Raw genomic sequence first — 23370 nt, 5'->3', positions numbered from 1 at the left:
TCCGGGGACTTTCCGTCGCGTAAGCAGGGAAGGCGCCCTGACCAGCACTGAAAGAAGCAAACGTGCTGGTCAGGGCCCACATCCCTAACACTCGATGATGTTCACCGCCAGCCCGCCCCGGGCCGTCTCCTTGTACTTCACGCTCATGTCGGCACCCGTGTCGCGCATGGTCTTGATGACCTTGTCCAGCGACACGTGGTGGCGGCCGTCGCCGCGCAGGGCCATGCGGGCGGCGGTGACGGCCTTGACCGCGGCCATGCCGTTCCGCTCGATGCACGGGATCTGGACGAGGCCGCCGACGGGGTCGCAGGTCAGGCCCAGGTTGTGCTCCATGCCGATCTCGGCGGCGTTCTCCACCTGCTCCGGGGAGCCGCCCAGCACCTCGGCCAGGCCGCCCGCCGCCATCGAGCACGCCGAGCCGACCTCGCCCTGGCAGCCCACCTCGGCGCCCGAGATGGAGGCGTTCTCCTTGAAGAGCATGCCGATGGCGCCGGCGGCCAGCAGGAAGCGGACCACGGACTCCTCGCGCTCCCCCTCGGTGTCCGCCTGGGCCACGAAGGTCATGTAGTAGTGCAGCACCGCGGGGATGATGCCCGCCGCGCCGTTGGTCGGGGCGGTCACCACCCGGCCGCCGGCGGCGTTCTCCTCGTTGACGGCCATGGCGTAGAGGGTGACCCACTCCATGGCCCGCGGCGCCGGGTCGCCCTCGGAGCGCAGCGCGCGGGCGGCGTTCGCGGCGCGGCGGCGGACCCGCAGGCCGCCGGGGAGGATGCCCTCCTGGGCCAGGCCGCGGGCCACGCAGGCCCGCATGACCTCCCAGATCTCCAGCAGACCGGCGCGGATCTCCTCCTCGGTGCGCCAGGCCCGCTCGTTCTCCAGCATCAGCGCGGAGATCGACAGACCCGTCTCGCGGGAGTGGCGCAGCAGCTCCTCACCGGTGCGGAAGGGGTACTTCAGCACCGTGTCGTCGAGCTTGATCCGGTCCTCGCCGACCGCGTCCTCGTCCACCACGAAGCCGCCGCCGACCGAGTAGTAGGTCTTCTCCAGCAGCGGGGCGCCCGCCTCGTCGTAGGCGAAGAGCGTCATGCCGTTCGCGTGGTACGGCAGCGAGCGGCGGCGATGGAGGATGAGCTGGGAGTCCTCGTCGAAGTCGATCTCGTGGGCGTCCCCGACCTCGGCGCCCAGCAGGCGCAGCCGGCCGGTGGTGCGGATGCGCTCCACCTCGGCGTCGGCGCTGGCGACGTCGACCGTGCGGGGGGCGTGGCCCTCCAGGCCGAGCAGCACTGCCTTCGGGGTGCCGTGGCCGTGGCCGGTGGCACCGAGGGAGCCGAAGAGCTCGGCGCGGACCGAGACCGTCTGCGCCAGCGCGCCGTCCTTCTTGAGCCGGCCGACGAACATGCGGGCGGCGCGCATCGGGCCGACGGTGTGGGAACTGGACGGCCCGATGCCGATGGAGAAGAGGTCGAAGACGGAGATGGCCACGGGGCGGACTCCTTTGCCTGCTCGTGGGTGGGGCGGAGGACGGGGCGCGGGGGTGGGCGCGTGGCGGCCTGGCGGGTGCCCGGCGGGTGCTCGCTCAGGGGCGGCAAGCCGGTCGGCCCGGTGTGAGGGCCGACCAACGAGCGTAACCCGGACAAACCGGGGTGGGGCAAGGCGAGGGGCCGGGGAGCGGGGCGCCGGTCGGGCGCGGGGCCGCTCCACCGGCCCCGTGGCTGGGCGCCGGGCCCCGGGGCACGCCTCGCGTGGCGTGCCCCGGGCTCAGCTCACAGCGAGGGGTACAGCGGGTGCTTGCCGGCCAGCGCGGTCACGCGGGCCCGCAGCGCCTTGGCGTCGAAGGACGGCTTGAGCGCCTCGGCGATCACGTCGGCGACCTCGCGGAAGTCCTCGGCCTGGAAGCCGCGGGTGGCCAGCGCCGGGGTGCCGATACGCAGACCCGAGGTCACCATCGGCGGCCGGGGGTCGTTCGGGACGGCGTTGCGGTTGACGGTGATGCCCGCCTCGTGCAGCCGGTCCTCGGCCTGCTGGCCGTCCAGCTCGCTGTTGCGCAGGTCCACCAGGACCAGGTGCACGTCGGTGCCGCCGGAGAGGACCGAGACGCCGGCCTCGGCCACGTCCGGCTGGGTGAGCCGCTCGGCCAGGATGCGGGCGCCCTCCAGGGTGCGCTGCTGACGCTCCTTGAACTCCTCGGAGGCCGCGACCTTGAAGGAGACCGCCTTCGCCGCGATGACGTGCTCCAGCGGGCCGCCCTGCTGGCCGGGGAAGACCGCCGAGTTGATCTTCTTGGCGAGCTCCTGGGTGGAGAGGATCACGCCGCCGCGGGGGCCGCCGAGCGTCTTGTGCGTGGTGGTGGTCACCACGTGGGCGTGCGGGACGGGGGAGGGGTGCAGGCCCGCCGCGACCAGCCCGGCGAAGTGCGCCATGTCCACCATCAGGTAGGCGCCGACCTCGTCGGCGATCCGGCGGAAGGCGGCGAAGTCGAGCTGGCGCGGGTAGGCGGACCAGCCGGCGACGATCAGCTTCGGCCGGTGCTCCTTGGCCAGGCGCTCGACCTCCTCCATGTCGACGAGGTTGCTCTCCTCGTCGACGTGGTAGGCCACCACGGCGTACAGCTTGCCGGAGAAGTTGATCTTCATGCCGTGGGTGAGGTGCCCACCGTGCGCCAGGTTCAGGCCCAGGATGGTGTCGCCCGGGTTGAGCAGCGCGAACATCGCGGCGGCGTTGGCCTGCGCGCCCGAGTGCGGCTGCACGTTGGCGGCCTCGGCGCCGAACAGCTCCTTGATGCGGTCGATGGCGATCCGCTCGACCACGTCGACGTGCTCGCAACCGCCGTAGTAGCGCCGCCCCGGGTAGCCCTCGGCGTACTTGTTGGTGAGGACCGAGCCCTGCGCCTCCATCACGGCGACGGGCGCGAAGTTCTCCGAGGCGATCATCTCGAGGGTGGACTGCTGTCGGTCGAGCTCGGCGTCGACGGCCGCGGCGACGTCGGGGTCGAGCTCGTGCAGGGAGCTGTTCAGAAGCGACATGAGGGTTCCTGTACGACGGGGGCGGTCTGGGGCGCGGTGGGGACGGCGCGGCGGCCGGGTCCCGGAGGGGACGGACGGCCGCCGCCGGCGGTACGCCGGTTCAGCCGGCGGTGAAGGCGGTGTACTCGGCCGCCGAGAGCAGGTCCTCCGGCTCGCCGGTGACCTTCACCTTGAACAGCCAGCCGCCGGCGAACGGCTCGGAGTTGACCAGCGAGGGGTCGTCCACCACGCTCTGGTTGACCTCGGTGATCTCACCGTCGACCGGCGCGAAGAGGTCGCTGACCGACTTGGTCGACTCCAGCTCGCCGCAGCTCTCACCGGCGGTGACGGCGTCACCGACCTCCGGGAGCTGCACGAAGACGACGTCGCCGAGGGCACTCGCCGCGTGCTCGGTGATACCGACCGTCGACACGCCGTCCTCGGCGGCCGACAGCCACTCGTGCTCCTTGCTGTAGCGAAGCTGCTCGGGGTTGCTCATGTTCGTAATTCTCCTGTACGCGAGGGACTGCTGGGACGAAGGGTCCGCCCACTGGGACGGCGAGGACCGGGATGACCTGCGGCGGCGGCCCGCTGCGGGGTGCTCCCCGCCGCCGGACCGCCGCCGTCGCGGCTACTTCTCCCGCTTGTAGAAGGGCAGCGCGACGACCCCGTACGGCTCGTGCGTGCCCCGGATGTCGACGGCGACGCCCTCGGTGCCCGCCGCGGCGTGCGTCGCGTCGACGTACGCCATGGCGATGGGGCGGCCGAGCGTCGGGGAGGGCGCGCCCGAGGTGACCTCGCCGATCACCGAGCCGTCCGCCGCGACCACCGCGTACCCGGCGCGCGGCACCCGGCGGCCCTCGGCGACCAGGCCGACGAGCCGGCGCGGCGGCTGCTGCTCGGCCCGGCGCGCGGCCTCCGCCAGCGCCTCGCGCCCCACGAAGGCGCCGTCGTTGCCCGGCTTGTCGAACTTCACCACCCGGCCCAGGCCCGCGTCGAAGGGGGTGGTGGCGGTGGACAGCTCGTGCCCGTACAGCGGCATGCCGGCCTCCAGGCGCAGCGTGTCGCGGCAGGCCAGCCCGCACGGCACCAGGCCGGCCCCGCGCCCCGCCTCGGTCAGCGCCTCCCACAGCGCGACCGCGGACTCGGGGCGGACGAACAGCTCGAAGCCGTCCTCCCCGGTGTAGCCGGTGCGGGCGATCAGGGCCTGGTGCCCGGCGACGGTGCCGGGGAGGCCCGCGTAGTACTTCAGCCCCGCGAGGTCCGCGTCGGTCAGGGCGCCCAGGATGCCGGCGGCCTGCGGACCCTGCACGGCGATCAGCGCGTAGGCGTCCCGGTCGTCGCGGACCGAGGCGGCGAAGCCCTCGGCCCGGTCGGCGAGGGCGTCCAGGACGGTGGCGGCGTTGGAGGCGTTGGCGACCACCAGGTACTCGGTCTCGGCGAGCCGGTAGACGATGAGGTCGTCGAGGATGCCGCCGTCCTCGCGGCAGATCATGGTGTAGCGGGCGCGGCCCACGGCCAGCCGCCCGAGGTTCCCGACCAGCGCGTGGTCCAGCAGGTCGGCCGCCTGCCGGCCGTTGACGGTGATCTCACCCATGTGGGAGAGGTCGAACAGGCCCGCGCGGGTGCGCACCGCGAGGTGCTCCTCGCGCTCGCTGCCGTAGCGCAGCGGCATGTCCCAGCCGGCGAAGTCGGTCATCACGGCGCCGAGAGCGCGGTGCGTGGCGTCCAGCGCGGTGCGGCGGGGGGCGTCGTCGGTCATGGTGTCAGGCTCCCGGGACGTGGCGAGATGGAGGGCGGCGGTGGCTTCTCTCCCCATCTGTCATCGGAACCTGAGAGGTTCGCCGTGAGCCCTTCGGCTGTGCGGCTTGCACCTTGGGTGGGGCGCGGCCTCCGCTCACCGCCGGGGGCGGTGCGGCGGGCCGGCCCGCTTTTCAGATCTGCCTCGTCCTGCGCGGTATCGGGGCCTGAGAGATTCAAGGGAGGACTTGCTCCTTCGGCGCCCCGCCGAAGACGGTCGGGGACTCTCCCGCGCGGATTCGAACGGCCGGTATGCAGTTGAACGCACGTGGGCGCAGCGGACGCCGCACGGCGCGCACATCATTGCACGCGGGAGGGGGTGGCCGGGAGGGCACCCGGGCGCCCGCCGGGCCGCGCACCGACCGGCGCGGGCGTCCCGCATTGCCGTCTCTTTACCTTCCGTGGGACGGTGGGGCGGTGGGGCGTCGTCCGGGGGAGAAGACATGACCGCACCGCAGGAGACCGCGCCGGGGGCTGCCGCGCCACCCGGAGCCCCGCCCGCCGCAGGGCCGGGCCCGCACCTGCCGCCGCCCCGCACCGCCCGCGCGGGCCCGGGGCCGGGCGCACGCGTCGTCGACCTGCGCGGCGCCACCGCCCCGGGACCGCTGCGGCTGACCGCCGGCGACGTGCTGCTGGTCTCCGGACTGCCCGGCAGCGGCAAGAGCACCCTCATCCACCGCTGCGTCCCGGCCGTCGACAGCCGCGGCCGGCCGGTGGTGCGGCTGGACTCGCAGGAGGTGCGGCTGCGGTTCGCCCGCGGCGCGTGCGGCCGCCTCCCCTACGCCCTGTACCGGCCGCTGGTGCGACTCGCCCACTACCGCGCGCTCGCCCGGGCGCTGCGCGGCGCCCACAGCCTCGTCGTCCACGACTGCGGGGCCCAGCCGTGGGTCCGCCGCTGGGTGGCCGCCGCGGCCGGCCGCCGCCGGCGCCGCACCCACCTGCTGCTGCTCGACGTGGGCGCCGCCGAGGCCCTGGCGGGCCAGCGTGCGCGCGGCCGGACGGTGTCGGCCTACGCCTTCCGGCGCCACCGCCGCGCCGTCCACCGCCTGGTCGGGGCGGCCGAGCGGGGCGAGGCGCCGCCCGGCTGCGCCCGGGTGCTCCTCCTGGACCGCACCGCGGCCGACGTCCTCCCCGCGGTCACCTTCACCTGACGCACGGCCGGCGCCGCCCCGGCTTGGCCGCGGGGTCCGGCCCGCCCGGCCGGGCCGGCGCGGGCCGTGGTCACCGGGTCAGGCGCACCCCGGGGCCGGGCGGGCAGCTCAGGAGAACCAGCCGAAGACGTCGACCGGGGCGAGCAGCGAGGACAGCCAGGCGCTGAAGGTCTGCCGCTCCCGGGGCCGGTGTTCCCGGACGGGGGCGGCCTCGCTGCGGGCGGCGGTGTCCGACGCGGCCTTGGCCAGGTCGGGGCTGGCCGGCAGCGTCGAGGGGCGCGTCTGCGGGCTCTCGGCGGCCGAGGCGGAAGGCGTGGCTCCGGCGTCGTCGGCACTCCCGTCGGTCATGGCCGGCAGGGTGACCACGGGCGTGTCCAGCTTCAGGGAGCCCAGCAGGTCCTTGACGGCCTTCATCACCCCGTCCATCGGCTTGCTCAGGTCGGTGCTGCCGCTCACGGCCACCTTGGTCAGGTCGTCGATCCGGGCCTGCAGGGCGGCCTGGGCCTGCTCGAAGGTCAGCGCCTGCGGGGAGGCGGAGGGCGAGGCCGAGGCGGAGGGCGAGGCCGAAGGGGCCTGGGAGGGCTGCGCGGAGGGCGCGGCGGGCGTGGCGGCGGCACTCCCCGAGGGTGCCGCCGCCCCCTTCACCCGCCGGTGCGCCTGCGGGTGCGCCGCCTTCTGACGCGTGGCGTCCGCCCGCTCGGCGCAGACCCGCACGACGTTGCCCTGCCGCTCCACGCGCGTGACGACGTCCCCGGAGACCTGGTGCCGCGCGGCGGCCACCGTCAACGCGTTGACGGAACGCATGAGCTCGTTGAGTCCGGCCACCACGGCGGCCTGCTCCGGGGCCGGCCGCCCCTGCGGGCCGGCGGGATGGTCGGCGACCGGCTCGGTGTGGGGCGGCGCCGCCGCGATCGGAGCCGACCAGGCGGTGGCGCCGAGTGCGCCCAGCGCCAGGGCGCCCGCGGCTGCGGAGGTGGCGAGGGCGCGGGCGGTCCGGGGTGTGACCATGGGGAGCGTCCTTTCGGGAGGAGCGGCAGGCGGAACAAGGGAGACCGGGTGCGGGTCGCCCTGTGCGCCACCCTCAGACGGCTCGGCACGCTCCGCAACCACAGGTGTGCCGTCCGTGGCCATGCGGATGCGGCCGAACGTGTCACCGCCGCTTCGTACTACTGTCTTCGGCCAGGCAGGAGCAGAACCGAGCGGGTGGGCGCGCATGAACTTTCCGGACCAGGGCATTCCGCAGCTGGCGTGGCCGGCGAACGAGCTGGAGGAGGTGCTGGCCGCCTCCGTCGGACACCCGGGCGCCGGCGGTCGCATCGTGGAGGTCCTGGGGCGCAGCCGGATCTGGGTGCCGCTCCCGGAGGGCGGCGGACCGCAGGACGCCGGATGGGGAGCCAAGGGCCTGGACCTGCCCACAGTGGAGATCGGCGGTCTCGCCTACGTCCCGGTCTTCAGCTCCGAGCAGGAGTTCCACCGCGTCGCGGGCACGCACCTGTCCTACGCCGTCGCCCCGGCGGTGGAATTCGCCCGGGGACTGCCGCCGCTCATCGGCATCGCGGTCAACCCGGACGGGACGGTCGGGGTCCCGCTGCCGCCCCCCGCCGTGGCCGAACTCTGCCGCCTGGGCCGGATGGAGGGGGAGGGCGCGCCCACCGGCGGTCGCACCCGCCTCTTCGAGCCGGACTGGCAGGAGGAGCCGGTGGACTTCCTGGCCGCGGCCGGCCTGGAGTTCTCCGCCCTGCCGCTGGTGCGCACCGCACGCCGCTGCCTGGCCAGCGTCGAGGCCGGCGCCCCCGCACTCTTCGTCGGCGTGCAGCTGGAGTCCAACGAGCCGATGGACCGGGAGGCGGTCCTGGCCGCGCTGGGCCGGGCCCTGGGGGCCGTCGCGGTGCAGTGGCCCGTGCAGCTGGTCATGCTCGACATCGCCCACGACCCCGTCGCCGACTGGATGGTCGACCAGGTCCGGCCCTTCTACACCCGGCACCCCTGAGGCGGGGCCGAGCCCGCGCCGGTCCGTCCCGCCCGGTGCGGCAGACCCGCCCCGTCCCGCCCCTGGTGGGCCCGCGTCGCCGTCCGCCCCGGGCGCGCGCCGGGGACGCACCCCCCGAACCGGCCCGGGGCCGGGGAAAGGCCCTAAGCTGAAGTCACGACGGGCGGGCGTGGCGGGCGCGCGCCGGGAAGGGACGGACCACGTGAGCGCGGGCGCGTACCAGCCGGCCGGTGCGGGCGGACCGATCGAGTCCGCACTCGGTCAGGTCGGCCCTGGCCGCTACGACACGTACGAGACGCTGCTGCACGCCCTGGCCGACGGCCAGGTGTGGATGCTGCTGTGGCAGGGCGCCGCGGGCTCGCCGGACGCCCAGTACGGCAACATGGACGTCGAAGGCTTCGGCTACGCCCCCTGCGTCACCTCCGCAGCCGAGCTGGCGGCAAGCGGCTGGAACCGTGCCTACGAGGTCGTGGGCGGCCGGGACATCGCCGCCACCCTCTTCCCGGAGCGCTGGGGCCTGTGGCTGAACCCGCACGCCGCCGGCGGTGGCGTGGGTGTGCCCTGGCTGGACCTGCGGCGGATCGCCGGCGGCCTGGACCGGCTGCCCGCCGGACCGTTGCGGATCAGTGAACCCGTCATCGAGATCCCGCACTTCTACGCCCTGCTGGGCCAGAACGCCCACCGCACCCCCGTCGTGCGTGCACTGTGGCGCGCCTGGGTGCAGCCGGCGCTCGGCGCGCCGTACCTTGCCGTCGGACTGGACCTCTACGACCCCGGCCCGGCCGGCGCCGAGGCCGCCCGGATGATGATGCAGCAGACGATGAGCGCGGTGCCCGCGGGCCTGCCGGTCTCCACCGTGGCGATGGACGACGAGCTGGACCCGGTGGTGATGTGGCTGCGCGCCACCTCCCGCCCCTTCTTCGAGCGCGCCCTCCAGAGCGCGCCGACCGGCTACGGTTACCCGCGCCCCTACTGACACCCGGCGGACGCCCGACCGCCAACCCCCGCCGCAGCGACCGGAGTCGGCAAACCCCCAGGTGGTAGCGGAGCCGCCGGTTCCGCTGCTCCGCTGACGGACGAGCGCTGTCCGCTCACCGGTGTTCCGCGGTCAGATCACAGTTGCGCATCCATTCCCCGTCAGGGCTGGTGAGTGATCACCGGGGAGATGAAGACTCCCCGACCAGAGGGTTTCGCCGGAATGTGCGAACGCCCCGCCGCCCCACGGGCGGAGATCCTCCGGTGCGAAGCGGTACGGACGGCAGGAGCTGTCCGCGCCCGGCCTCGCAGCGAACCTCTGCACCACCGCATCAGGCGTCAAGAGCAGTTCATCCGCGAAGACAACGGCAGTGCGCGCCGCCGCAGGACGGCCGGCCGCACTCCGGGCAGGTCGTCTCGACCGAGAGGGGTCCAGGGCACCGTGACCGCACCGATCGAGACCAGCGCGGCCAGCGCGGAGGCGCAGCCCGAAGCGGTGCTCCAAGGCGTCAAGGCCAGTCGCATACAAGGGCGTTCACTGGGGCAGATCGCCTGGCTGCGGTTCCGCCGGGACCGGGTGGCGCTCGCCGGGGCCGTGGTCGTCGTCCTGCTGATCCTCCTCGCCGTCCTCTCCCGCCCGATCCAGTCGTGGCTGGGGCTCGACCCCGACACCCCCCACCAGGACCTCATCGACCCGAGCACCACCCTGCCCAAGGGGCCGATGGGCGGCATGTCCGGCGAGCATCTCCTGGGTGTGGACCCGAAGTTCGGCCGTGACCTGTTCGCCCGCGTACTGGAGGGCTCCTGGGTCTCGCTGGTGGTGGCGTTCGGCTCCACCCTGCTCTCGGTGGCCATCGGCACCGTCCTGGGCGTGGTCTCCGGCTACTACCGGGGCCGCGTGGACGCCTTCGTCAGCCGGCTGATGGACGTCTTCCTCGCCTTCCCGCTGCTGCTGTTCGCCATCGCCATCTCCGCCTCCCTCCAGGGCGGGGCCTTCGGGCTGAGCGGTCTGCCGCTCCACCTGGCGGTGCTGATCTTCGTCATCGGGTTCTTCAACTGGCCCTACATGGGCCGCATCGTGCGGGCCCAGACCCTGTCGCTGCGCGAGCGGGAGTTCGTCGACGCCGCCCGCGGCATGGGGGCGCGCGGCCCGTTCGTGCTCTTCCGGGAGCTGCTGCCCAACCTGGTCGGGCCGATCGTCGTCTACTCGACGCTGCTGATCCCGTCCAACATCCTCTTCGAGGCGGCGCTCAGCTTCCTCGGTGTCGGCATCCAGCCGCCGCAGGCCTCCTGGGGCGGGATGCTCAACGAGGCCGTCAAGTTCTACGCGGTCGACCCGCAGTACATGATCGTGCCGGGCCTCGCCATCTTCGTCACCGTGCTCGCCTTCAACCTGCTCGGTGACGGCCTCCGGGACGCCCTGGACCCGCGCGGCCGATGACGCCCGCCCGGGTGCAGCGCACCCCCCGAGCCCCATCCCGTCCTTCCGACCCGACAGCACGAACCAAAGGGGAGCCCCAGTCCATGCGAAGGTTGGCAACGGTCGCCGTGGCGGCCATATCGAGCGCGGCCCTCCTGGCCGGATGCAGCGGAGGCAAGGGCTCCGACAACAGTGCCGGGACCACGGCCGACGCCGCGGTGAAGGGGGTCGTCAACGCCTCCACCCACAAGGGCGGGACGATCACCTACGAGATGAGCGACGCCCCCGAGTCCTTCGACCCGGGCAACATGTACTACGCCTACATGTGGAACTTCAGCCGCCTCTACGCCCGGCCGCTGACCACCTTCTCCCCGGGCGCCGGCGACAAGGCCAAGCTCGTGCCGGACCTGGCCGAGTCCCTGGGCAAGTCCAGCGACGGCGGCAAGACCTGGACCTACAGGATCCGCAAGGGCGTGAAGTTCCAGGACGGCTCCCCCGTCACCTCGGCGGACGTCAAGTACGGCGTGGAGCGCAGCAACTTCGCCCGCGACGTGCTCTCGCTGGGCCCCAACTACTTCCAGACGCTGCTGACGGACAACCCCGGCAAGTACAAGGGCCCCTACAAGGACAAGAGCAAGGCGGGCCTGAAGTCCATCGAGACGCCGGACGACCGCACCATCGTCTTCCACCTCAAGAAGCCCTTCTCCGAGTTCGACTACCTCGCCACGGTGCCGCAGACCGCCGCCGTCCAGCAGGCCAAGGACAAGGGCGCGGAGTACGGCAAGGTCGTGCAGTCCACCGGCTCCTACAAGATCAGCGACTACCAGGAGGGCAAGTCCGTCACCCTGGTCCGCAACCCGCAGTGGTCCGCCGCCTCCGACCCGCTGCGCAAGCAGTACCCCGACAAGATCGTCGTGAAGCTCAAGGTCGCCCAGTCCACCATCGACAAGGACCTCCAGAGCGGGGCCGCCGACGTCGACCTCCAGGCCAAGGGCGTGGACGCGCAGACCCAGGCCCAGCTGCTGACGGACCCGCAGAAGAAGGCGCACACCGACAACGTCTACGGCAGCCGCCTGGTCTACATGGCGATGGACACCAAGGTGGCACCGTTCGACAACGTCGAGTGCCGCAAGGCCGTCGAGCTGGCCGTCGACAAGAAGGCGGCGCAGACCGCGATGGGCGGCCCGGTCCGCGGCGACCTCGCCTCCACCGTGATGCCCGTCGACCTGCCCGACTACAAGAAGTTCGACCCGTACCCGCAGAAGTACGACGGCAAGAACCTCGACCTGACCGAGGCGAAGAAGCACTGGGCCAAGTGCGGGGCCGGCCACGTCTCCACTACCATCACCGCCCGCGGTGACCGGCAGGACGAGGTCGACGGCGCCACCTCCATCGTCGACTCGCTCAAGAAGATCGGCATCGACGCCCACATCCAGCAGTACCCCAGCGGCAAGTACTTCAGCGACTACGCGGGCGTGCCGGAGTTCAACAAGAAGCACAAGGTCGGCCTGATGATGATGCAGTGGGGCTCGGACTTCCCCACCGGCTACGGCTTCCTCAACCAGATCGTCAACGGCGCCGCCATCAGCCAGTCCGGCAACAACAACCTGGCCGAGCTGAACGACCCGAAGATCAACAAGCTGATGGACGACGCGACCGGCGAGTCCGACCCGGCCGCCCGCACCGCCAAGTACCAGCAGGCGGACAAGCTCACCATGGACCAGGCCGTCTACGTGCCGCTGACGTACTTCAAGATCCTCAGCTACCGCTCGCCGAACCTGACCAACGTGGTGACCACCCCCGCCTACAGCGGCCAGTACGACTACCTCAACCTCGGCAAGAAGTAGCCGGACGCACAGCAGGCCCGCGTCGCAGGCCCGGAAGGCAGGTGAAGGCAGGGTGGTCCCGCACATCCCGGTGCGCGGGACCACCGGCGCCGCACAACCGTGTTCACGTACCTCATCCGCAAGCTGATCAGCGCGGTCGTCCTGCTGCTGGTCGTCTCCGCCGTGACCTTCGGCATCTTCTTCCTGCTGCCGAAGATCGCCGGCCAGACCACCGACCAGCTCGCCGCCCAGTACGTCGGCAAGTCGCCCAGCGCGGCCGACCTGCTCGCCGTCAAGCGCAACCTCGGCCTGGACCAGCCGGTCTACGAGCAGTACTGGCACTTCCTCAAGGGCCTCTTCGGCGACGTCCAGTACCGGTTCGGGCCCGAACCGGTCACCTGCCACTGGCCGTGCTTCGGGTACTCCTTCAAGACCCACGTGGAGGTCTGGCCCGAGATCGCCTCCCGCATCCCCGTCACCGCCTCGCTCGCCCTGGGCGCGGCCGTGGTGTGGGTGGTCAGCGGCGTCGCCACCGGCGTCGTCTCGGCGCTGCGGCCCGGGTCGATCTTCGACCGGCTGTCGATGGGCGTCGCCCTCGCCGGCGTCTCGCTGCCGATGTTCTTCACCGGCGCGCTGGCGCTGGCCGCCTTCACCTACCAGTGGCCGATCTTCGAGCGCAGCGACTACGTGCCGCTCACCCAGAACCCGTTCCTGTGGGCGCGCACCCTGGTCCTGCCGTGGGTCACGCTGGCCTTCCTCTACTCGGCGCTCTACGCCCGCCTGACCAGAGCAGGCATGCTGGAGACGCTGAACGAGGACTTCATCCGCACCGCCCGCGCCAAGGGCCTGGGGGAGCGCACCGTGGTGGTCCGGCACGGTCTGCGGGCCGTGCTCACTCCGCTGATCACCGTCTTCGGCATGGACTTCGGCCTGCTGCTGGGCGGCGCGCTCATCACCGAGCAGGTCTTCTCCCTCCAGGGCATCGGCGCCTTCGCCGTCCAGGCGATCACCGACAACGACCTCCCCAAGGTCCTCGGGGTCACCCTGCTCGCCGCCTTCTTCATCGTCCTGTGCAACCTGGTGGTGGACCTGCTGTACGCCGCCGTCGACCCGCGGGTGAGGCTCTCGTGACCGACGACCCGATGACCACGCAGGCCCCGGACCCCGAGGTGCCGCAGGCACCCGAGCCGGCCGCGGCCCCCGCCGGGCCCGCCGCGCCCCGCCCCTTCCTGGACGTCCGCGACCTGCGGGTGCACTTCCCGACCGACGACGGCGTGGTGAAGTCCGTCGACGGCCTCTCCTTCAGCGTCGAGAAGGGCCGCACCCTCGGCATCGTCGGCGAGTCCGGCTCCGGCAAGTCCGTGACCTCGCTCGCCGTCATGGGACTGCACCGCGCCTCGCGCCGCCAGCGGGACCGGGTGCGGATGTCCGGCGAGATCTGGCTGGACGGCCGGGAGCTGGTCGGTGCGCATCCCGACGAGGTGCGCCGGCTCCGCGGCCGGAGCATGGCGATGATCTTCCAGGACCCGCTCTCCGCGCTCCACCCGTACTACACCGTGGGCGACCAGATCGTGGAGGCCTACCGCGTCCACCACGACGTCAAGAAGCCGGTGGCCCGGCGGCGCGCGGTGGAGATGCTCGACCGCGTCGGCATCCCGCAGCCGGACAAGCGCGTCGACGACCACCCGCACCAGTTCTCCGGCGGCATGCGCCAGCGCGCGATGATCGCCATGGCACTGGTCAACAACCCCGAACTGCTCATCGCCGACGAGCCGACCACCGCGCTCGACGTCACCGTCCAGGCGCAGATCCTCGACCTCATCCGCGACCTGCAGAAGGAGTTCGGCTCCGCCGTCGTGCTCATCACCCACGACCTCGGCGTGGTCGCCGAACTCGCCGACGAACTCCTGGTGATGTACGCCGGACGCTGCGTGGAGCGCGGCCCCGCCGACCGCGTCTTCACCTCGCCCCACCACCCCTACACCTGGGGCCTGCTGGGCTCGATGCCGCGCATCGACCGGGAGCAGACCGACCGGCTCGTGCCCGTCAAGGGCTCCCCGCCCAGCCTCATCGACGTGCCGTCCGGCTGCGCCTTCCACCCGCGCTGCCCGTACGCCGACGTCCCCGAGGACGGGGTGACCCGCACCGTCCGCCCGGAGCTGCGCCAGGTCGTCCCCGGCCACCTCAGCGCCTGCCACATGGCGGCCGGGGAACGGGAGCGGATCTGGACCGAAGAGATTGCGCCGAAGCTGTGAGTGACATCGTCGACGAGACACCGGGCGAGGCCGGCGAGCCCGGCGAGCAGGGCACCGACGGGGCCCGGCCGGCCGACCGGAACACCACCCCCGCGGGTCCGGGCGCCGGCAAGCAGGCGGACCGGGCCGGACAGGCGGAGCAGGCGCGGGCCGGGCACCGGGAGCGCAGGGCCGACCCAAAGGCCGCGCCGTTGCTGCGGGTACGCGGCCTGACCCGGCACTTCCCCGTCACCAAGGGGCTGTTCAAGCGCCAGGTGGGGGCGGTCCAGGCCGTGGACGGCATCGACTTCGAGGTCCGGCCGGGCGAGACGCTCGGACTGGTGGGGGAGTCGGGCTGCGGCAAGTCGACCACCGGCCGCCTGATCACCCGGCTCGACGAACCGACCGGCGGCACCATCGAGTTCGACGGGACGGACATCAGCCACCTGTCCACGGCCCGCATGCGCCCCATGCGCCGCGACGTGCAGATGATCTTCCAGGACCCCTACGGCTCCCTCAACCCGCGCCACACCATCGGCTCCATCGTCGCCACGCCCTTCCGCCTCCAGGGCGTGCAGCCGCCCGGCGGGGTGAAGAAGGAGGTGCAGCGGCTGCTGGAGCTGGTCGGCCTCAGCCCCGAGCACTACAACCGCTACCCGCACGAGTTCTCCGGCGGGCAGCGCCAGCGCATCGGAATCGCCCGCGCGCTGGCCCTCAAGCCCCGCCTCGTCGTCGCCGACGAACCGGTCTCCGCGCTCGACGTCTCCATCCAGGCGCAGGTCATCAACCTGATGGACGACCTCCAGGAGGAGCTGGGGCTGACCTACGTCATCATCGCGCACGACCTGTCGGTGATCCGGCACGTCTCCGACCGCATCGCCGTGATGTACCTGGGCAAGATCGTCGAACTGGCGGACCGGGACGCCCTGTACGCCTCGCCCATGCACCCCTACACCACGGCGCTGCTCTCCGCCGTCCCGGTGCCCGACCCGGCCCGGCGGACGCGGCGCGACCGCATCCTGCTCAAGGGGGACGTGCCCTCACCGATCAACCCGCCCTCCGGCTGCCGCTTCCGCACCCGCTGCTGGAAGGCGACCGAGGTCTGCGCGACCACCGAACCGCCGCTGGTGGACCGGGCCGCGGGACACCAGGTCGCCTGCCACCACCCGGAGGGGGCGCCGGACGCGGTGCCGGCCGGCACCGCGGAGCGGCAGGACTCCTGACGGGTGGGCGTGCCCCACCGCCTGTACCGGGGCCCGGACCCGTCCCGGGCGGTGGGACCCGAGCGCACCCTTGCCGCACGGGCCGCCCGCCCACCCGCTGACCGCTGCCGGCCTCGTCGACGGGCCGGCAGCGGGGCCGGTGGCAGGCCCACCGCCCGCTCTACCCGCCAGTAACTTTTCCGTGTACCGTACCCGCATGGCACAGGCGCTCATCGGCGACAGCGAGTTCGACCGCGACACCCGGGTGACCCGCCGCGCCCCGGGCGTCTACGACGCGCGGGTCGGCGAGGGATGGCTCATCGGCCATGCCGCCAACGGCGGTTACCTCATGGCGATGGCGGCCCGCGCGCTCGGGGACCGCCTCGCGCACCCGCACCCGTTCACCATCACCACCCACTTCCTCGCCGCCACCCAGGCCGGCCCGGTCACGGTGCGCACCGACTCCGTCCGCACCGGCCGCACCCTCTCCACCGGCACCGCGAGCCTGTTCCAGACGGACGGGGCGGGCGAGGAGGTCGAACGGCTCCGGGTCCTCGCCACCTACGGCGACCTCGACGCGCTCCCCGACGACGTCCGCACCAGCGCCAAGCCCCCCGAGCTGCCGCCCTACGAGCACTGCGCGGGCCGGGAGCAGCTCCCCGACCCCGAGGTGCCGCTGCTGCCGGACGTCGCCATGGCGGGCCGCCTGGACATGCGCATGGACCCGGCCACGGCCGGCTGGGCGGTGGGTGAGCCCTCGGGCCGCGGGGAGCTGCGCGGCTGGCTCGGCCTCTCCGACGGCCGTCCGCACGACGCGCTCTCGCTGCTGCTCGCCGTCGACGCCTTCCCGCCCACCACCTTCGACCTCGGCATCAGCGGCTGGGTGCCCACCGTGGAGCTCACCGCCCACGTCCGCGCCCACCCCGCCCCGGGGCCGGTGCGGGTGGCCGTCACCACCCGCAACCTCGCCGGCGGCTTCCAGGAGGAGGACGTGGAGATCTGGGACAGCGCAGACCGACTCGTCGCCCAGTCCCGCCAGTTGGCCCGCGTGCCGCTGGCCTGAACGGGACGGGCCCCGCGCCCGTCCGCAGCCGTGGGCCCGTCCGCCGGTCAGGGGCGGACGGGCCCACGGCCCGTCGCGGCAGCCGGTCCCGCTCACACCGGTCGGCCCCGCAGGAAGGCGTCGAGCAGGGCGGCCAGGTGCTCCGGCGCGTCCTCCTGCACCAGATGGCCCGCCCCCGGCAGGAGCCGGAACCGCGCGTCGGGCAGCAGGGCGGCCAGCTCCCTGCCCCGGGCCGGTGGGAGCCAGGTGTCCTCCGCGCCCCAGCAGACCAGAACCGGCTCGTCCACCTCGCCGTAGCGGTGCTGCACCTCGTCGGTGAAGCGGCTGTCGTTGGCTGCGATCTGACGGTAGAAGGCGGCCTGCCCCGCCGGGGTGCACCAGGGGTCCAAGAGGGCGTCGAGCGTGGCCGGGGCCAGGCCCGGGTGGCTCGCCGAGGGGACGTACGCCGCCACCAGCGCCCGGTGCAGGTACGGCGGCAGGCCCGCGAAGACGGCGGCGTGCTCACCGAGGTGCCGGTAGGTGTCCGTGCCCCACGGCGCCAGGGTCACCGCGTCGGCGAGCACCAGCCGCCGGTAGCGCATCCCGTGCAGCAGCCGGGCGCGCAAGGCCACGCAGCCGCCGAAGTCATGGGCGACCACGGCCGGTTCCGTCAGCCCCCAGTGCTCGCAGATGTCGGCGAACACCCGCCCCTGCGCGGCCAGCGAGACGTCCTGGCCGTCATGCATCGCCGAGGTGCCGTAGCCGGGCATGTCCCACAGGTACACCCGGTGCTCCCGGGCCAGCACGGGGGCGATCCGCCGCCACACGTAGGAGGAGAACGGCGTGCCGTGGAGCAGGACCACCGGCGGCGCGTCCGCCGGGCCCAGCGACGTCCACCGCACCTCCCCGGTGCGGCCGGCGAAGCTGCGGTCCAGGCAGGGTTTCCACGTCAGGTCCGTCATGACCGTAAGCTAAGTCACTCCTTACGGCCTGTCCATGGTGACCACCGACCGCGGGCAGTGGCCGGTAGCCGACGGCCCGGGCGGACGCCGGCGCGGCGCCTCGTAGAATCGAGGGACCATGGTTTACCTCGACCACGCCGCCACGACGCCCATGCTCCCCGAGGCGGTGCAGGCGATGACCGCCCAGCTCACCGCCACCGGCAACGCCTCATCCCTGCACGCCGCCGGCCGGCGGGCCCGGCGTACCGTCGAGGAGTCCCGTGAGGCCCTCGCCGCGGCGCTCGGCGCCCGGCCCAGCGAGGTGGTCTTCACCTCCGGCGGCACCGAAGCCGACAACCTCGCCGTCAAGGGGCTGTACTGGTCGCGCCGGGACGCCGACCCGCGCCGCACCCGCGTCCTGGCCAGCCCCGTCGAGCACCACGCCGTGCTCGACGCCGTGGAGTGGCTCGCGGAGCACGAGGGCGCAACTGTGGAGTGGCTGCCGGTGGACGGCTACGGCCGGGTCCACCCCGAGGCGCTGCGGGCCGCCCTGGAGCGGAACCCCTCCGACGTCGCGCTGATCACCGTGATGTGGGCCAACAACGAGATCGGCACCCTCATGCCGGTACGTGAACTGGCCGAGGTCGCCGCCGAGTTCGACGTCCCGATGCACGCGGACGCGGTGCAGGCCGTCGGGCAGGCCGAGGTCGACTTCGCCGCCTCCGGCCTCGCCGCCGCAACGGTCTCCGCCCACAAGATCGGCGGCCCCTACGGCATCGGGGCCCTCCTCCTGGGCCGCGGGTACACGCCCGTCCCCGTCCTGCACGGCGGAGGCCAGGAGCGCCAGGTCCGCTCCGGGACGCTGGACACCCCCGCCGTCGCGGCCTTCGCCACCGCCGCCCGGCACGCCGCCCGGCACCGCAAGGACTTCGCGGCGGAGGTGGGCGCGCTCCGTGCGGAGCTGGTGGCGGCCGTCCGCGCCGCCGTCCCCGACGCCGTCCTCGGCGGCGACCCCGACCCCGCGGGCCACCTTCCGGCCATCGCCCACTTCTCCTTCCCCGGCTGCGAGGGCGACTCCCTGCTGCTCCTGCTGGACGCGCACGGCATCGCCTGCTCCACCGGCTCGGCCTGCACGGCCGGGGTGGCGCAGCCCAGCCACGTCCTGCTGGCCGCCGGCTACGACCCCGACCTGGCCCGCGGCACGCTCCGCTTCTCCCTGGGGCACACCAGCACCAGGTCCGACGTGGCGGCGCTCGCCGAGGTCATCGGCCCGGTGGTGGCGCGCGCCCGCAGCGCCGGCCTGAGCTGACCGGCGGGCCCCGCGGCGCCCTCAGGTGCGGGCCGTGCCCACCAGGCCCAGGTAGCGGTCCCAGTCCCAGAACGGGCCCGGGTCGGTGTGGTCGCTGCCCGGTACCTCAAGGTGCCCGATGACGTGGTCGCGGTCGACGGGGATGCCGTAGCGGCGGCAGACGGTCGCCGTCAGACGGGCGGAGGCACGGTACATCGCGTCGGTGAAGGAGCTCGCCCGCCCCACCCAGCCCTCGTGCTCGATGCCGATGCTGCCCTCGTTGACCTGCGAGTTCCCGGCGTGGAAGGCCACGTCGGACTCGAGCACGGTCTGCACGATCCGGCCGTCCCGCCCCACCACGTAGTGCGCTGCCGCCGCGTGCCGCGGGTCCTGGAAGACCTCCAGCGCCAGTTCCAGGGTGCCCTGCACCACGTGCACGACGACCTGTTCGACGAGGAAGTCGCCGGGCCGGGCAGCGTGGCGCCAGTTGGCCGGGGCGGCCGGCACCCACCGCGCACCCGCGTAGTCCACCGCACCGGGCCGGCGGGCCTGCGGGTTCACCGGGCGGCCCGGGTCCTGCTGCCCGGCTCCGGTCAGTCCTCGCCGCAGTCCGTAGGCGCCCACGCCCAGACCGGCCACGGTGGCGCCCGCTCCCGCCAGCAGGCCCCGGCGGCTCGGTCCGCGGCGCAGGGATCCGGAGGGGTGCGGGCCGCCCGCCCCGGCGCCCGAGGAGCCGGCGGCCCGGTCGGCCGGTGGGTCCGCGGAGGGGCTCGCCGGGCCGCCGGGTGCGTCCGGGGCGCCGGGTGTCCTGCGCACGGCGGGTGTCCCCGGCGTGCCGGTCCGGTCCGCGGCGGTCACCCCCGGGACGCCACCGGACGGTGCCGCCCCGGTGCCGGTCTCCGCCCTCCGCCCGCCCTCCGCCGCTCGCCGGTCCGCCGCCGCCGCGTCCGGGGGCGGCACCGGTCCCTCCTCGTCAGGGCCGGGTGCCTCGATGGGGTCGATGCGGTCGATGGGGTCGATGGTGTCCTCCCACCTCTCGGGGGCGCGGCCGCGGCCCGCCGGGCCGGTCGCGCGCGCGGGGCGGAACTCCTGCGAGGCTGTCGGGGCGTCGGTCTACCCTTGAGGGGTTATGACGACTGAACCCCGCCTCCGTGTCCTCGCCGCCATGTCCGGAGGGGTCGACTCCGCCGTTGCCGCCGCCCGGGCCGCCGAAGCGGGTCACGACGTCACCGGTGTCCACCTCGCCCTGTCCGAGAACCCGAAGTCCTTCCGTACCGGCGCCCGCGGCTGCTGCACCATCGAGGACTCCCACGACGCGCGCCGCGCCGCCGACGTCATCGGCATCCCCTTCTACGTCTGGGACCTCGCCGAACGGTTCCGCGAGGACGTCGTGGCGGACTTCGTCTCCGAGTACCAGGCCGGCCGCACTCCAAACCCGTGCCTGCGCTGCAACGAGAAGATCAAGTTCGCGGCGCTGCTGGACAAGGCGCTGGCCCTGGGGTTCGACGCGGTCTGCACCGGCCACTACGCCACCGTCGTCACCACCGAGGACGGCCGGCGGGAACTGCACCGGGCCACCGACATGGCCAAGGACCAGAGCTACGTCCTCGGCGTCCTGGACGACCGCCAGCTCGCCCACGCCATGTTCCCCCTCGGTGACACCGCCACCACCAAGGCCGAGATCCGCGAGGAGGCGGCCCGCCGGGGCCTGTTCGTCGCCAAGAAGCCCGACAGCCACGACATCTGCTTCATCGCCGACGGCGACACCCAGGGCTTCCTGGCCCAGCGCCTGGGCACCGCCGAGGGCGACATCGTCGACGAGTCCGGCACCGTCCTGGGCACCCACGAGGGCGCGTACGCCTTCACCGTCGGCCAGCGCAAGGGCCTGCGCATCGGCACCCCCGCCCCCGACGGCAAGCCCCGCTACGTGCTGGACATCTCGCCCGTCGACAACACCGTCACCGTCGGCCCCGCCACCTCACTGGACGTGACGGCGCTCACCGCCATCCGCCCGCGCTGGTGCGGTACCGCCCCCGACCGGCTCCGCCAGGGCCCCGCCGACTACACCGCGCAGCTCCGCGCGCACGGTGAGGAGACGCCGGTCACCGCGGAACTGGTCGACGGCGAGGTGCGCGTCACCTTCCGCGAGCCGGTCCGCGGCGTCGCGCCCGGCCAGGCCGTCGTGCTCTACGACGGCACCCGCGTGGTCGGCTCGGCGACCATCGCCACCACCGAGCGGGCGCCCGCCCGGGTCTGAGCGCCGGCCGGCCCCGGGGGCGCCGGCCGGCGCTCAGCCCACAGGACGCCGCCGACCGCGCGGCAGCAGGCGCGCGCCGCCCGAGCAGCCGCGGACGCCCTCGCGGTCCGCGGCCCCGGGCACAGGCGGTGACTGCCCGCACACGCGCCCCTCCCGCCCCGGTCCCGCCGCCCCCGCCCACGGTCGTCGGGTGAAGACCCACGGTGACCGTCCCGCCCCGCCCGAACGCCGGCAGGTCACGGGGTGATCACATGTGTGCCGCACGGCTACCTGCGGTGTGATCGTCGCCCTAGATTGCACGCCACAGCGTGTGACATCGGGCAGATCGGCCCGCCCGGGCGACTCGCCGGGCCTGAACCCGGCACCGGTCGCGGGGCCACCGATCCGTCCGCGGAGCCGTCGCCTGGCGGCGACCCCGCCAGGCGCACACCGACGCAGGTCCACACACCTATGCGACGAACGGGTGGTCGATGGCATGACCGAGATATCCCTTACCCCGGACGAAAGAAGTCCTGAACGACCCACGCTGCGAAGGGACATGGGGCGTATCAGCCTCCTGTTCGCGGGGGTGGGGTCGATCATCGGCTCCGGATGGCTCTTCGGCGCACTCAACGCTGCCAGGCTCGCGGGCCCCTCCTCGATCTTCTCGTGGGCGCTCGCCTCCGTCATGATCCTGCTCATCGGGCTCTGCTTCGCCGAACTGGGCACCATGTTCCCGCTGTCGGGCGGCGTGGTGCGGTTCCCCCACCTCTCCTTCGGCTCCTTCGCCAGCTACACGATGGGCTGGATCACCTGGATCGCCGCCGCGACCGTGGCGCCCATCGAGGTGGAGGGCGCCCTCCAGTACGCCACCAAGTGGGCGCACTTCACCGACTTCCACCCGGCCAACGCGGCCTACACCCTCACCGGTCTGGGATACGTCGTCGCGGTGCTGGCGATGGCCTTCTTCGTGGCGCTGAACTACTACGGCATCCGCTGGTTCGCCCGCGTCAACAACGTGCTGGTGTGGTGGAAGCTGCTGGTGATCCTGGTGGTCATCGTGGCGTTCGCCGTGACCGCCTTCCACGGCAGCAACTTCAGCGCCAAGGAGTTCGGCGGGTTCGCCCCCGGCGGTGCGAAGGGCATCTTCACCGCCATCTCGACCGCCGGCATCACCTTCTCCTTCCTCGGCTTCCGCCAGGGCGTGGAACTCGCCGGCGAGACCAGTGACCCCAAGCGCAACGTCCCGTTCGCGATCATCGGTTCGGTGCTGCTGACCGGCGTCATCTACATCCTCCTGGAGATCGCCTTCGTCGGCGCCGTCCCCGGCCACGACCTGTCCTCCTCGCACGGCTGGCTCAACCTCGCCTTCGACAACGACTTCGGCCCGCTGGCGGCCATCGCCGGCGCGCTCGGCATGAGCTGGCTCGCCTACACCCTGTACGTGGACGCGGTCATCTCGCCCGCCGACACCGGACTGATCTACACCACGGTCACGGCCCGCATCTCCTACGCCATGGGCCGCAACCGCAACGCCCCCGAGGGACTGACCAAGACCACCAGCCGCGGTGCGCCCCTGGTCAGCCTCATCGTCACCTTCGTCATGGGCCTGATCGTCTTCCTGCCCTTCCCCAGCTGGCAGCAGCTGGTCGGCTTCATCACCTCGGCAACCGTGCTCTCCTTCGGAGCCGGCCCGGTGGTGCTGGCCGCGATGCGCCGGCAGATCCCGAACCACCCCAGGGTCTTCCGGGTGCCGGGCGGCGACATCATCCCCTTCCTCGCCCTGTACTCCGCCAACCTCATCGTCTACTGGGCCGGTTGGAAGACCAACTGGAAGCTGTTCGTCACCATCCTCCTCGGCCTGGTGCTGCTCGCGGTCTTCCAGATGCTCGACAAGGGCCGCGCCCCCAAGATGGAGTGGAAGGCCGGCGCGACCTGGCTGGTGCCCTGGCTGGCGGGCCTCGCCTTCACCAGCTGGATCGGTGACTACGACGGCGGTCTGGGCTGGATCGGCCTCGGCTGGGGCTTCGTCGTCCAGCTCGTCCTGGCGGCCGTCGTCTACCTGCTCGCCCTGCGGGTGCGACTGCCCGAGAGCCAGGTGCTCGTCCACATCGAGGAGGCCCGCGAGGAGGCCGCCGTGGAGGAGCGCGAACTGGGCGGCACGGTGGCCTGACCCCCGCGTCGCAGCAGTCACGCGGCCGGGTGCGGGGGCCAGTAAGCACCCCACCCCGCCGCAGTAGCAACCCACACCCCCCGCGACCCC

The 23370-nt window shown here is 73.2% G+C and carries 19 protein-coding genes and 1 riboswitch; of the genes, 12 read left to right on the top strand and 7 right to left on the bottom strand.

Annotated elements, in window-relative coordinates; translation table 11 throughout:
* Positions 1 to 84: 84 nt before the first annotated feature.
* From ACFV3R_RS05925 to gcvT, 4 genes are all read right to left on the bottom strand, one after another.
* Positions 85 to 1482, bottom strand: coding sequence for an L-serine ammonia-lyase (locus ACFV3R_RS05925; protein ID WP_385576138.1), 1398 nt, complete (start codon positions 1480 to 1482; stop codon positions 85 to 87).
* 281 nt (positions 1483 to 1763) lie between these two features.
* A complete protein-coding gene (glyA, locus tag ACFV3R_RS05920; RefSeq protein WP_385576135.1) occupies positions 1764 to 3023 on the bottom strand; it encodes a serine hydroxymethyltransferase in 1260 nt (419 codons plus the stop codon).
* A 100-nt stretch (positions 3024 to 3123) separates the two neighbouring features.
* Complete coding sequence (gcvH, locus tag ACFV3R_RS05915; RefSeq protein ID WP_385576132.1) at positions 3124 to 3501, bottom strand: glycine cleavage system protein GcvH; 378 nt, start codon at positions 3499 to 3501, stop codon at positions 3124 to 3126.
* A 132-nt stretch (positions 3502 to 3633) separates the two neighbouring features.
* Positions 3634 to 4764 (bottom strand): glycine cleavage system aminomethyltransferase GcvT, encoded by a 1131-nt coding sequence (gene gcvT, locus ACFV3R_RS05910; protein WP_385576129.1) that lies wholly within the window; start codon positions 4762 to 4764, stop codon positions 3634 to 3636.
* Positions 4765 to 4947: 183 nt separating this feature from the next.
* A riboswitch (glycine riboswitch) is annotated at positions 4948 to 5044 on the bottom strand.
* Positions 5045 to 5245: 201 nt separating this feature from the next.
* On the opposite strand from gcvT, the gene ACFV3R_RS05905 reads away from it, so the two are divergent.
* A complete protein-coding gene (locus ACFV3R_RS05905) occupies positions 5246 to 5953 on the top strand; it encodes an AAA family ATPase (protein ID WP_385576126.1) in 708 nt (235 codons plus the stop codon).
* 108 nt (positions 5954 to 6061) lie between these two features.
* Here ACFV3R_RS05905 and ACFV3R_RS05900 read toward each other — a convergent pair whose 3' ends face one another.
* On the bottom strand, positions 6062 to 6961 hold the full coding sequence (locus tag ACFV3R_RS05900) for a hypothetical protein (RefSeq protein ID WP_385576123.1): 900 nt from the start codon (positions 6959 to 6961) through the stop codon (positions 6062 to 6064).
* A 205-nt stretch (positions 6962 to 7166) separates the two neighbouring features.
* Here ACFV3R_RS05900 and ACFV3R_RS05895 point away from each other — a divergent pair, with 205 nt between their 5' ends.
* From ACFV3R_RS05895 to ACFV3R_RS05860, 8 genes are all read left to right on the top strand, one after another.
* On the top strand, positions 7167 to 7943 hold the full coding sequence (locus tag ACFV3R_RS05895) for an enhanced serine sensitivity protein SseB (protein WP_385576120.1): 777 nt from the start codon (positions 7167 to 7169) through the stop codon (positions 7941 to 7943).
* A gap of 202 nt (positions 7944 to 8145) precedes the next feature.
* Positions 8146 to 8919, top strand: a complete 774-nt coding sequence (locus ACFV3R_RS05890) for an enhanced serine sensitivity protein SseB C-terminal domain-containing protein (RefSeq protein WP_385576117.1) — start codon at positions 8146 to 8148, stop codon at positions 8917 to 8919.
* Between the two features lie 441 nt (positions 8920 to 9360).
* Positions 9361 to 10359: an ABC transporter permease gene (locus ACFV3R_RS05885; RefSeq protein ID WP_385576114.1), complete on the top strand. Its 999-nt coding sequence runs from the start codon at positions 9361 to 9363 to the stop codon at positions 10357 to 10359.
* 83 nt (positions 10360 to 10442) lie between these two features.
* Positions 10443 to 12185, top strand: coding sequence for an ABC transporter substrate-binding protein (locus ACFV3R_RS05880; RefSeq protein ID WP_385576111.1), 1743 nt, complete (start codon positions 10443 to 10445; stop codon positions 12183 to 12185).
* A gap of 99 nt (positions 12186 to 12284) precedes the next feature.
* A complete protein-coding gene (locus ACFV3R_RS05875; protein ID WP_385576108.1) occupies positions 12285 to 13295 on the top strand; it encodes an ABC transporter permease in 1011 nt (336 codons plus the stop codon).
* Positions 13296 to 13306: 11 nt separating this feature from the next.
* The gene (locus tag ACFV3R_RS05870) at positions 13307 to 14419 is read left to right on the top strand and encodes an ABC transporter ATP-binding protein (protein WP_385576461.1); all 1113 of its coding nucleotides are present in this window, start codon (positions 13307 to 13309) and stop codon (positions 14417 to 14419) included.
* On the top strand, positions 14416 to 15621 hold the full coding sequence (locus ACFV3R_RS05865) for an ABC transporter ATP-binding protein (RefSeq protein ID WP_385576105.1): 1206 nt from the start codon (positions 14416 to 14418) through the stop codon (positions 15619 to 15621). Before ACFV3R_RS05870 ends, ACFV3R_RS05865 begins: the two co-directional genes overlap by 4 nt.
* A 196-nt stretch (positions 15622 to 15817) precedes the next feature.
* Positions 15818 to 16663: a thioesterase family protein gene (locus ACFV3R_RS05860; protein WP_385576102.1), complete on the top strand. Its 846-nt coding sequence runs from the start codon at positions 15818 to 15820 to the stop codon at positions 16661 to 16663.
* A 92-nt stretch (positions 16664 to 16755) separates the two neighbouring features.
* On the opposite strand, the gene ACFV3R_RS05855 is transcribed toward ACFV3R_RS05860, so the two are convergent.
* On the bottom strand, positions 16756 to 17604 hold the full coding sequence (locus ACFV3R_RS05855) for an alpha/beta fold hydrolase (RefSeq protein ID WP_385576099.1): 849 nt from the start codon (positions 17602 to 17604) through the stop codon (positions 16756 to 16758).
* Between the two features lie 118 nt (positions 17605 to 17722).
* On the opposite strand from ACFV3R_RS05855, the gene ACFV3R_RS05850 reads away from it, so the two are divergent.
* Entirely contained in the window at positions 17723 to 18892 is a 1170-nt protein-coding gene (locus tag ACFV3R_RS05850; protein ID WP_385576096.1) for a cysteine desulfurase family protein, read from the top strand.
* A gap of 21 nt (positions 18893 to 18913) precedes the next feature.
* On the opposite strand, the gene ACFV3R_RS05845 is transcribed toward ACFV3R_RS05850, so the two are convergent.
* On the bottom strand, positions 18914 to 19561 hold the full coding sequence (locus ACFV3R_RS05845) for an N-acetylmuramoyl-L-alanine amidase (protein WP_385576458.1): 648 nt from the start codon (positions 19559 to 19561) through the stop codon (positions 18914 to 18916).
* A 439-nt stretch (positions 19562 to 20000) separates the two neighbouring features.
* Between ACFV3R_RS05845 and mnmA the strand changes: the two genes are divergently transcribed.
* Together mnmA and ACFV3R_RS05835 are read left to right on the top strand one after the other, a co-directional pair.
* Positions 20001 to 21128, top strand: coding sequence for a tRNA 2-thiouridine(34) synthase MnmA (mnmA, locus tag ACFV3R_RS05840; RefSeq protein ID WP_385576093.1), 1128 nt, complete (start codon positions 20001 to 20003; stop codon positions 21126 to 21128).
* Between the two features lie 538 nt (positions 21129 to 21666).
* Positions 21667 to 23280 (top strand): APC family permease, encoded by a 1614-nt coding sequence (locus ACFV3R_RS05835; protein ID WP_385576090.1) that lies wholly within the window; start codon positions 21667 to 21669, stop codon positions 23278 to 23280.
* Positions 23281 to 23370 lie beyond the last annotated feature (90 nt).

Source organism: Streptomyces sp. NPDC059740 (assembly GCF_042733155.1).
Taxonomy (GTDB): Bacteria; Actinomycetota; Actinomycetes; order Streptomycetales; family Streptomycetaceae; genus Streptomyces.
Note: the sequence above shows the minus strand (reverse complement) of the source record. Positions and strands in the feature narration are given on the sequence as shown.

Coding starts and splice junctions, on each gene's coding strand:
- ACFV3R_RS05860 (WP_385576102.1), top strand. CDS start 15,818: ATGGCACAGGCGCTCATCGGCGACAGCGAGTTCGACCGCGACACCCGG.
- gcvH (WP_385576132.1), bottom strand. CDS start 3,501: ATGAGCAACCCCGAGCAGCTTCGCTACAGCAAGGAGCACGAGTGGCTG.
- ACFV3R_RS05870 (WP_385576461.1), top strand. CDS start 13,307: ATGACCACGCAGGCCCCGGACCCCGAGGTGCCGCAGGCACCCGAGCCG.
- mnmA (WP_385576093.1), top strand. CDS start 20,001: ATGACGACTGAACCCCGCCTCCGTGTCCTCGCCGCCATGTCCGGAGGG.
- ACFV3R_RS05895 (WP_385576120.1), top strand. CDS start 7,167: ATGAACTTTCCGGACCAGGGCATTCCGCAGCTGGCGTGGCCGGCGAAC.
- glyA (WP_385576135.1), bottom strand. CDS start 3,023: ATGTCGCTTCTGAACAGCTCCCTGCACGAGCTCGACCCCGACGTCGCC.
- ACFV3R_RS05855 (WP_385576099.1), bottom strand. CDS start 17,604: ATGACGGACCTGACGTGGAAACCCTGCCTGGACCGCAGCTTCGCCGGC.
- ACFV3R_RS05880 (WP_385576111.1), top strand. CDS start 10,443: ATGCGAAGGTTGGCAACGGTCGCCGTGGCGGCCATATCGAGCGCGGCC.
- ACFV3R_RS05835 (WP_385576090.1), top strand. CDS start 21,667: ATGGGGCGTATCAGCCTCCTGTTCGCGGGGGTGGGGTCGATCATCGGC.
- ACFV3R_RS05905 (WP_385576126.1), top strand. CDS start 5,246: ATGACCGCACCGCAGGAGACCGCGCCGGGGGCTGCCGCGCCACCCGGA.
- ACFV3R_RS05900 (WP_385576123.1), bottom strand. CDS start 6,961: ATGGTCACACCCCGGACCGCCCGCGCCCTCGCCACCTCCGCAGCCGCG.
- gcvT (WP_385576129.1), bottom strand. CDS start 4,764: ATGACCGACGACGCCCCCCGCCGCACCGCGCTGGACGCCACGCACCGC.
- ACFV3R_RS05850 (WP_385576096.1), top strand. CDS start 17,723: ATGGTTTACCTCGACCACGCCGCCACGACGCCCATGCTCCCCGAGGCG.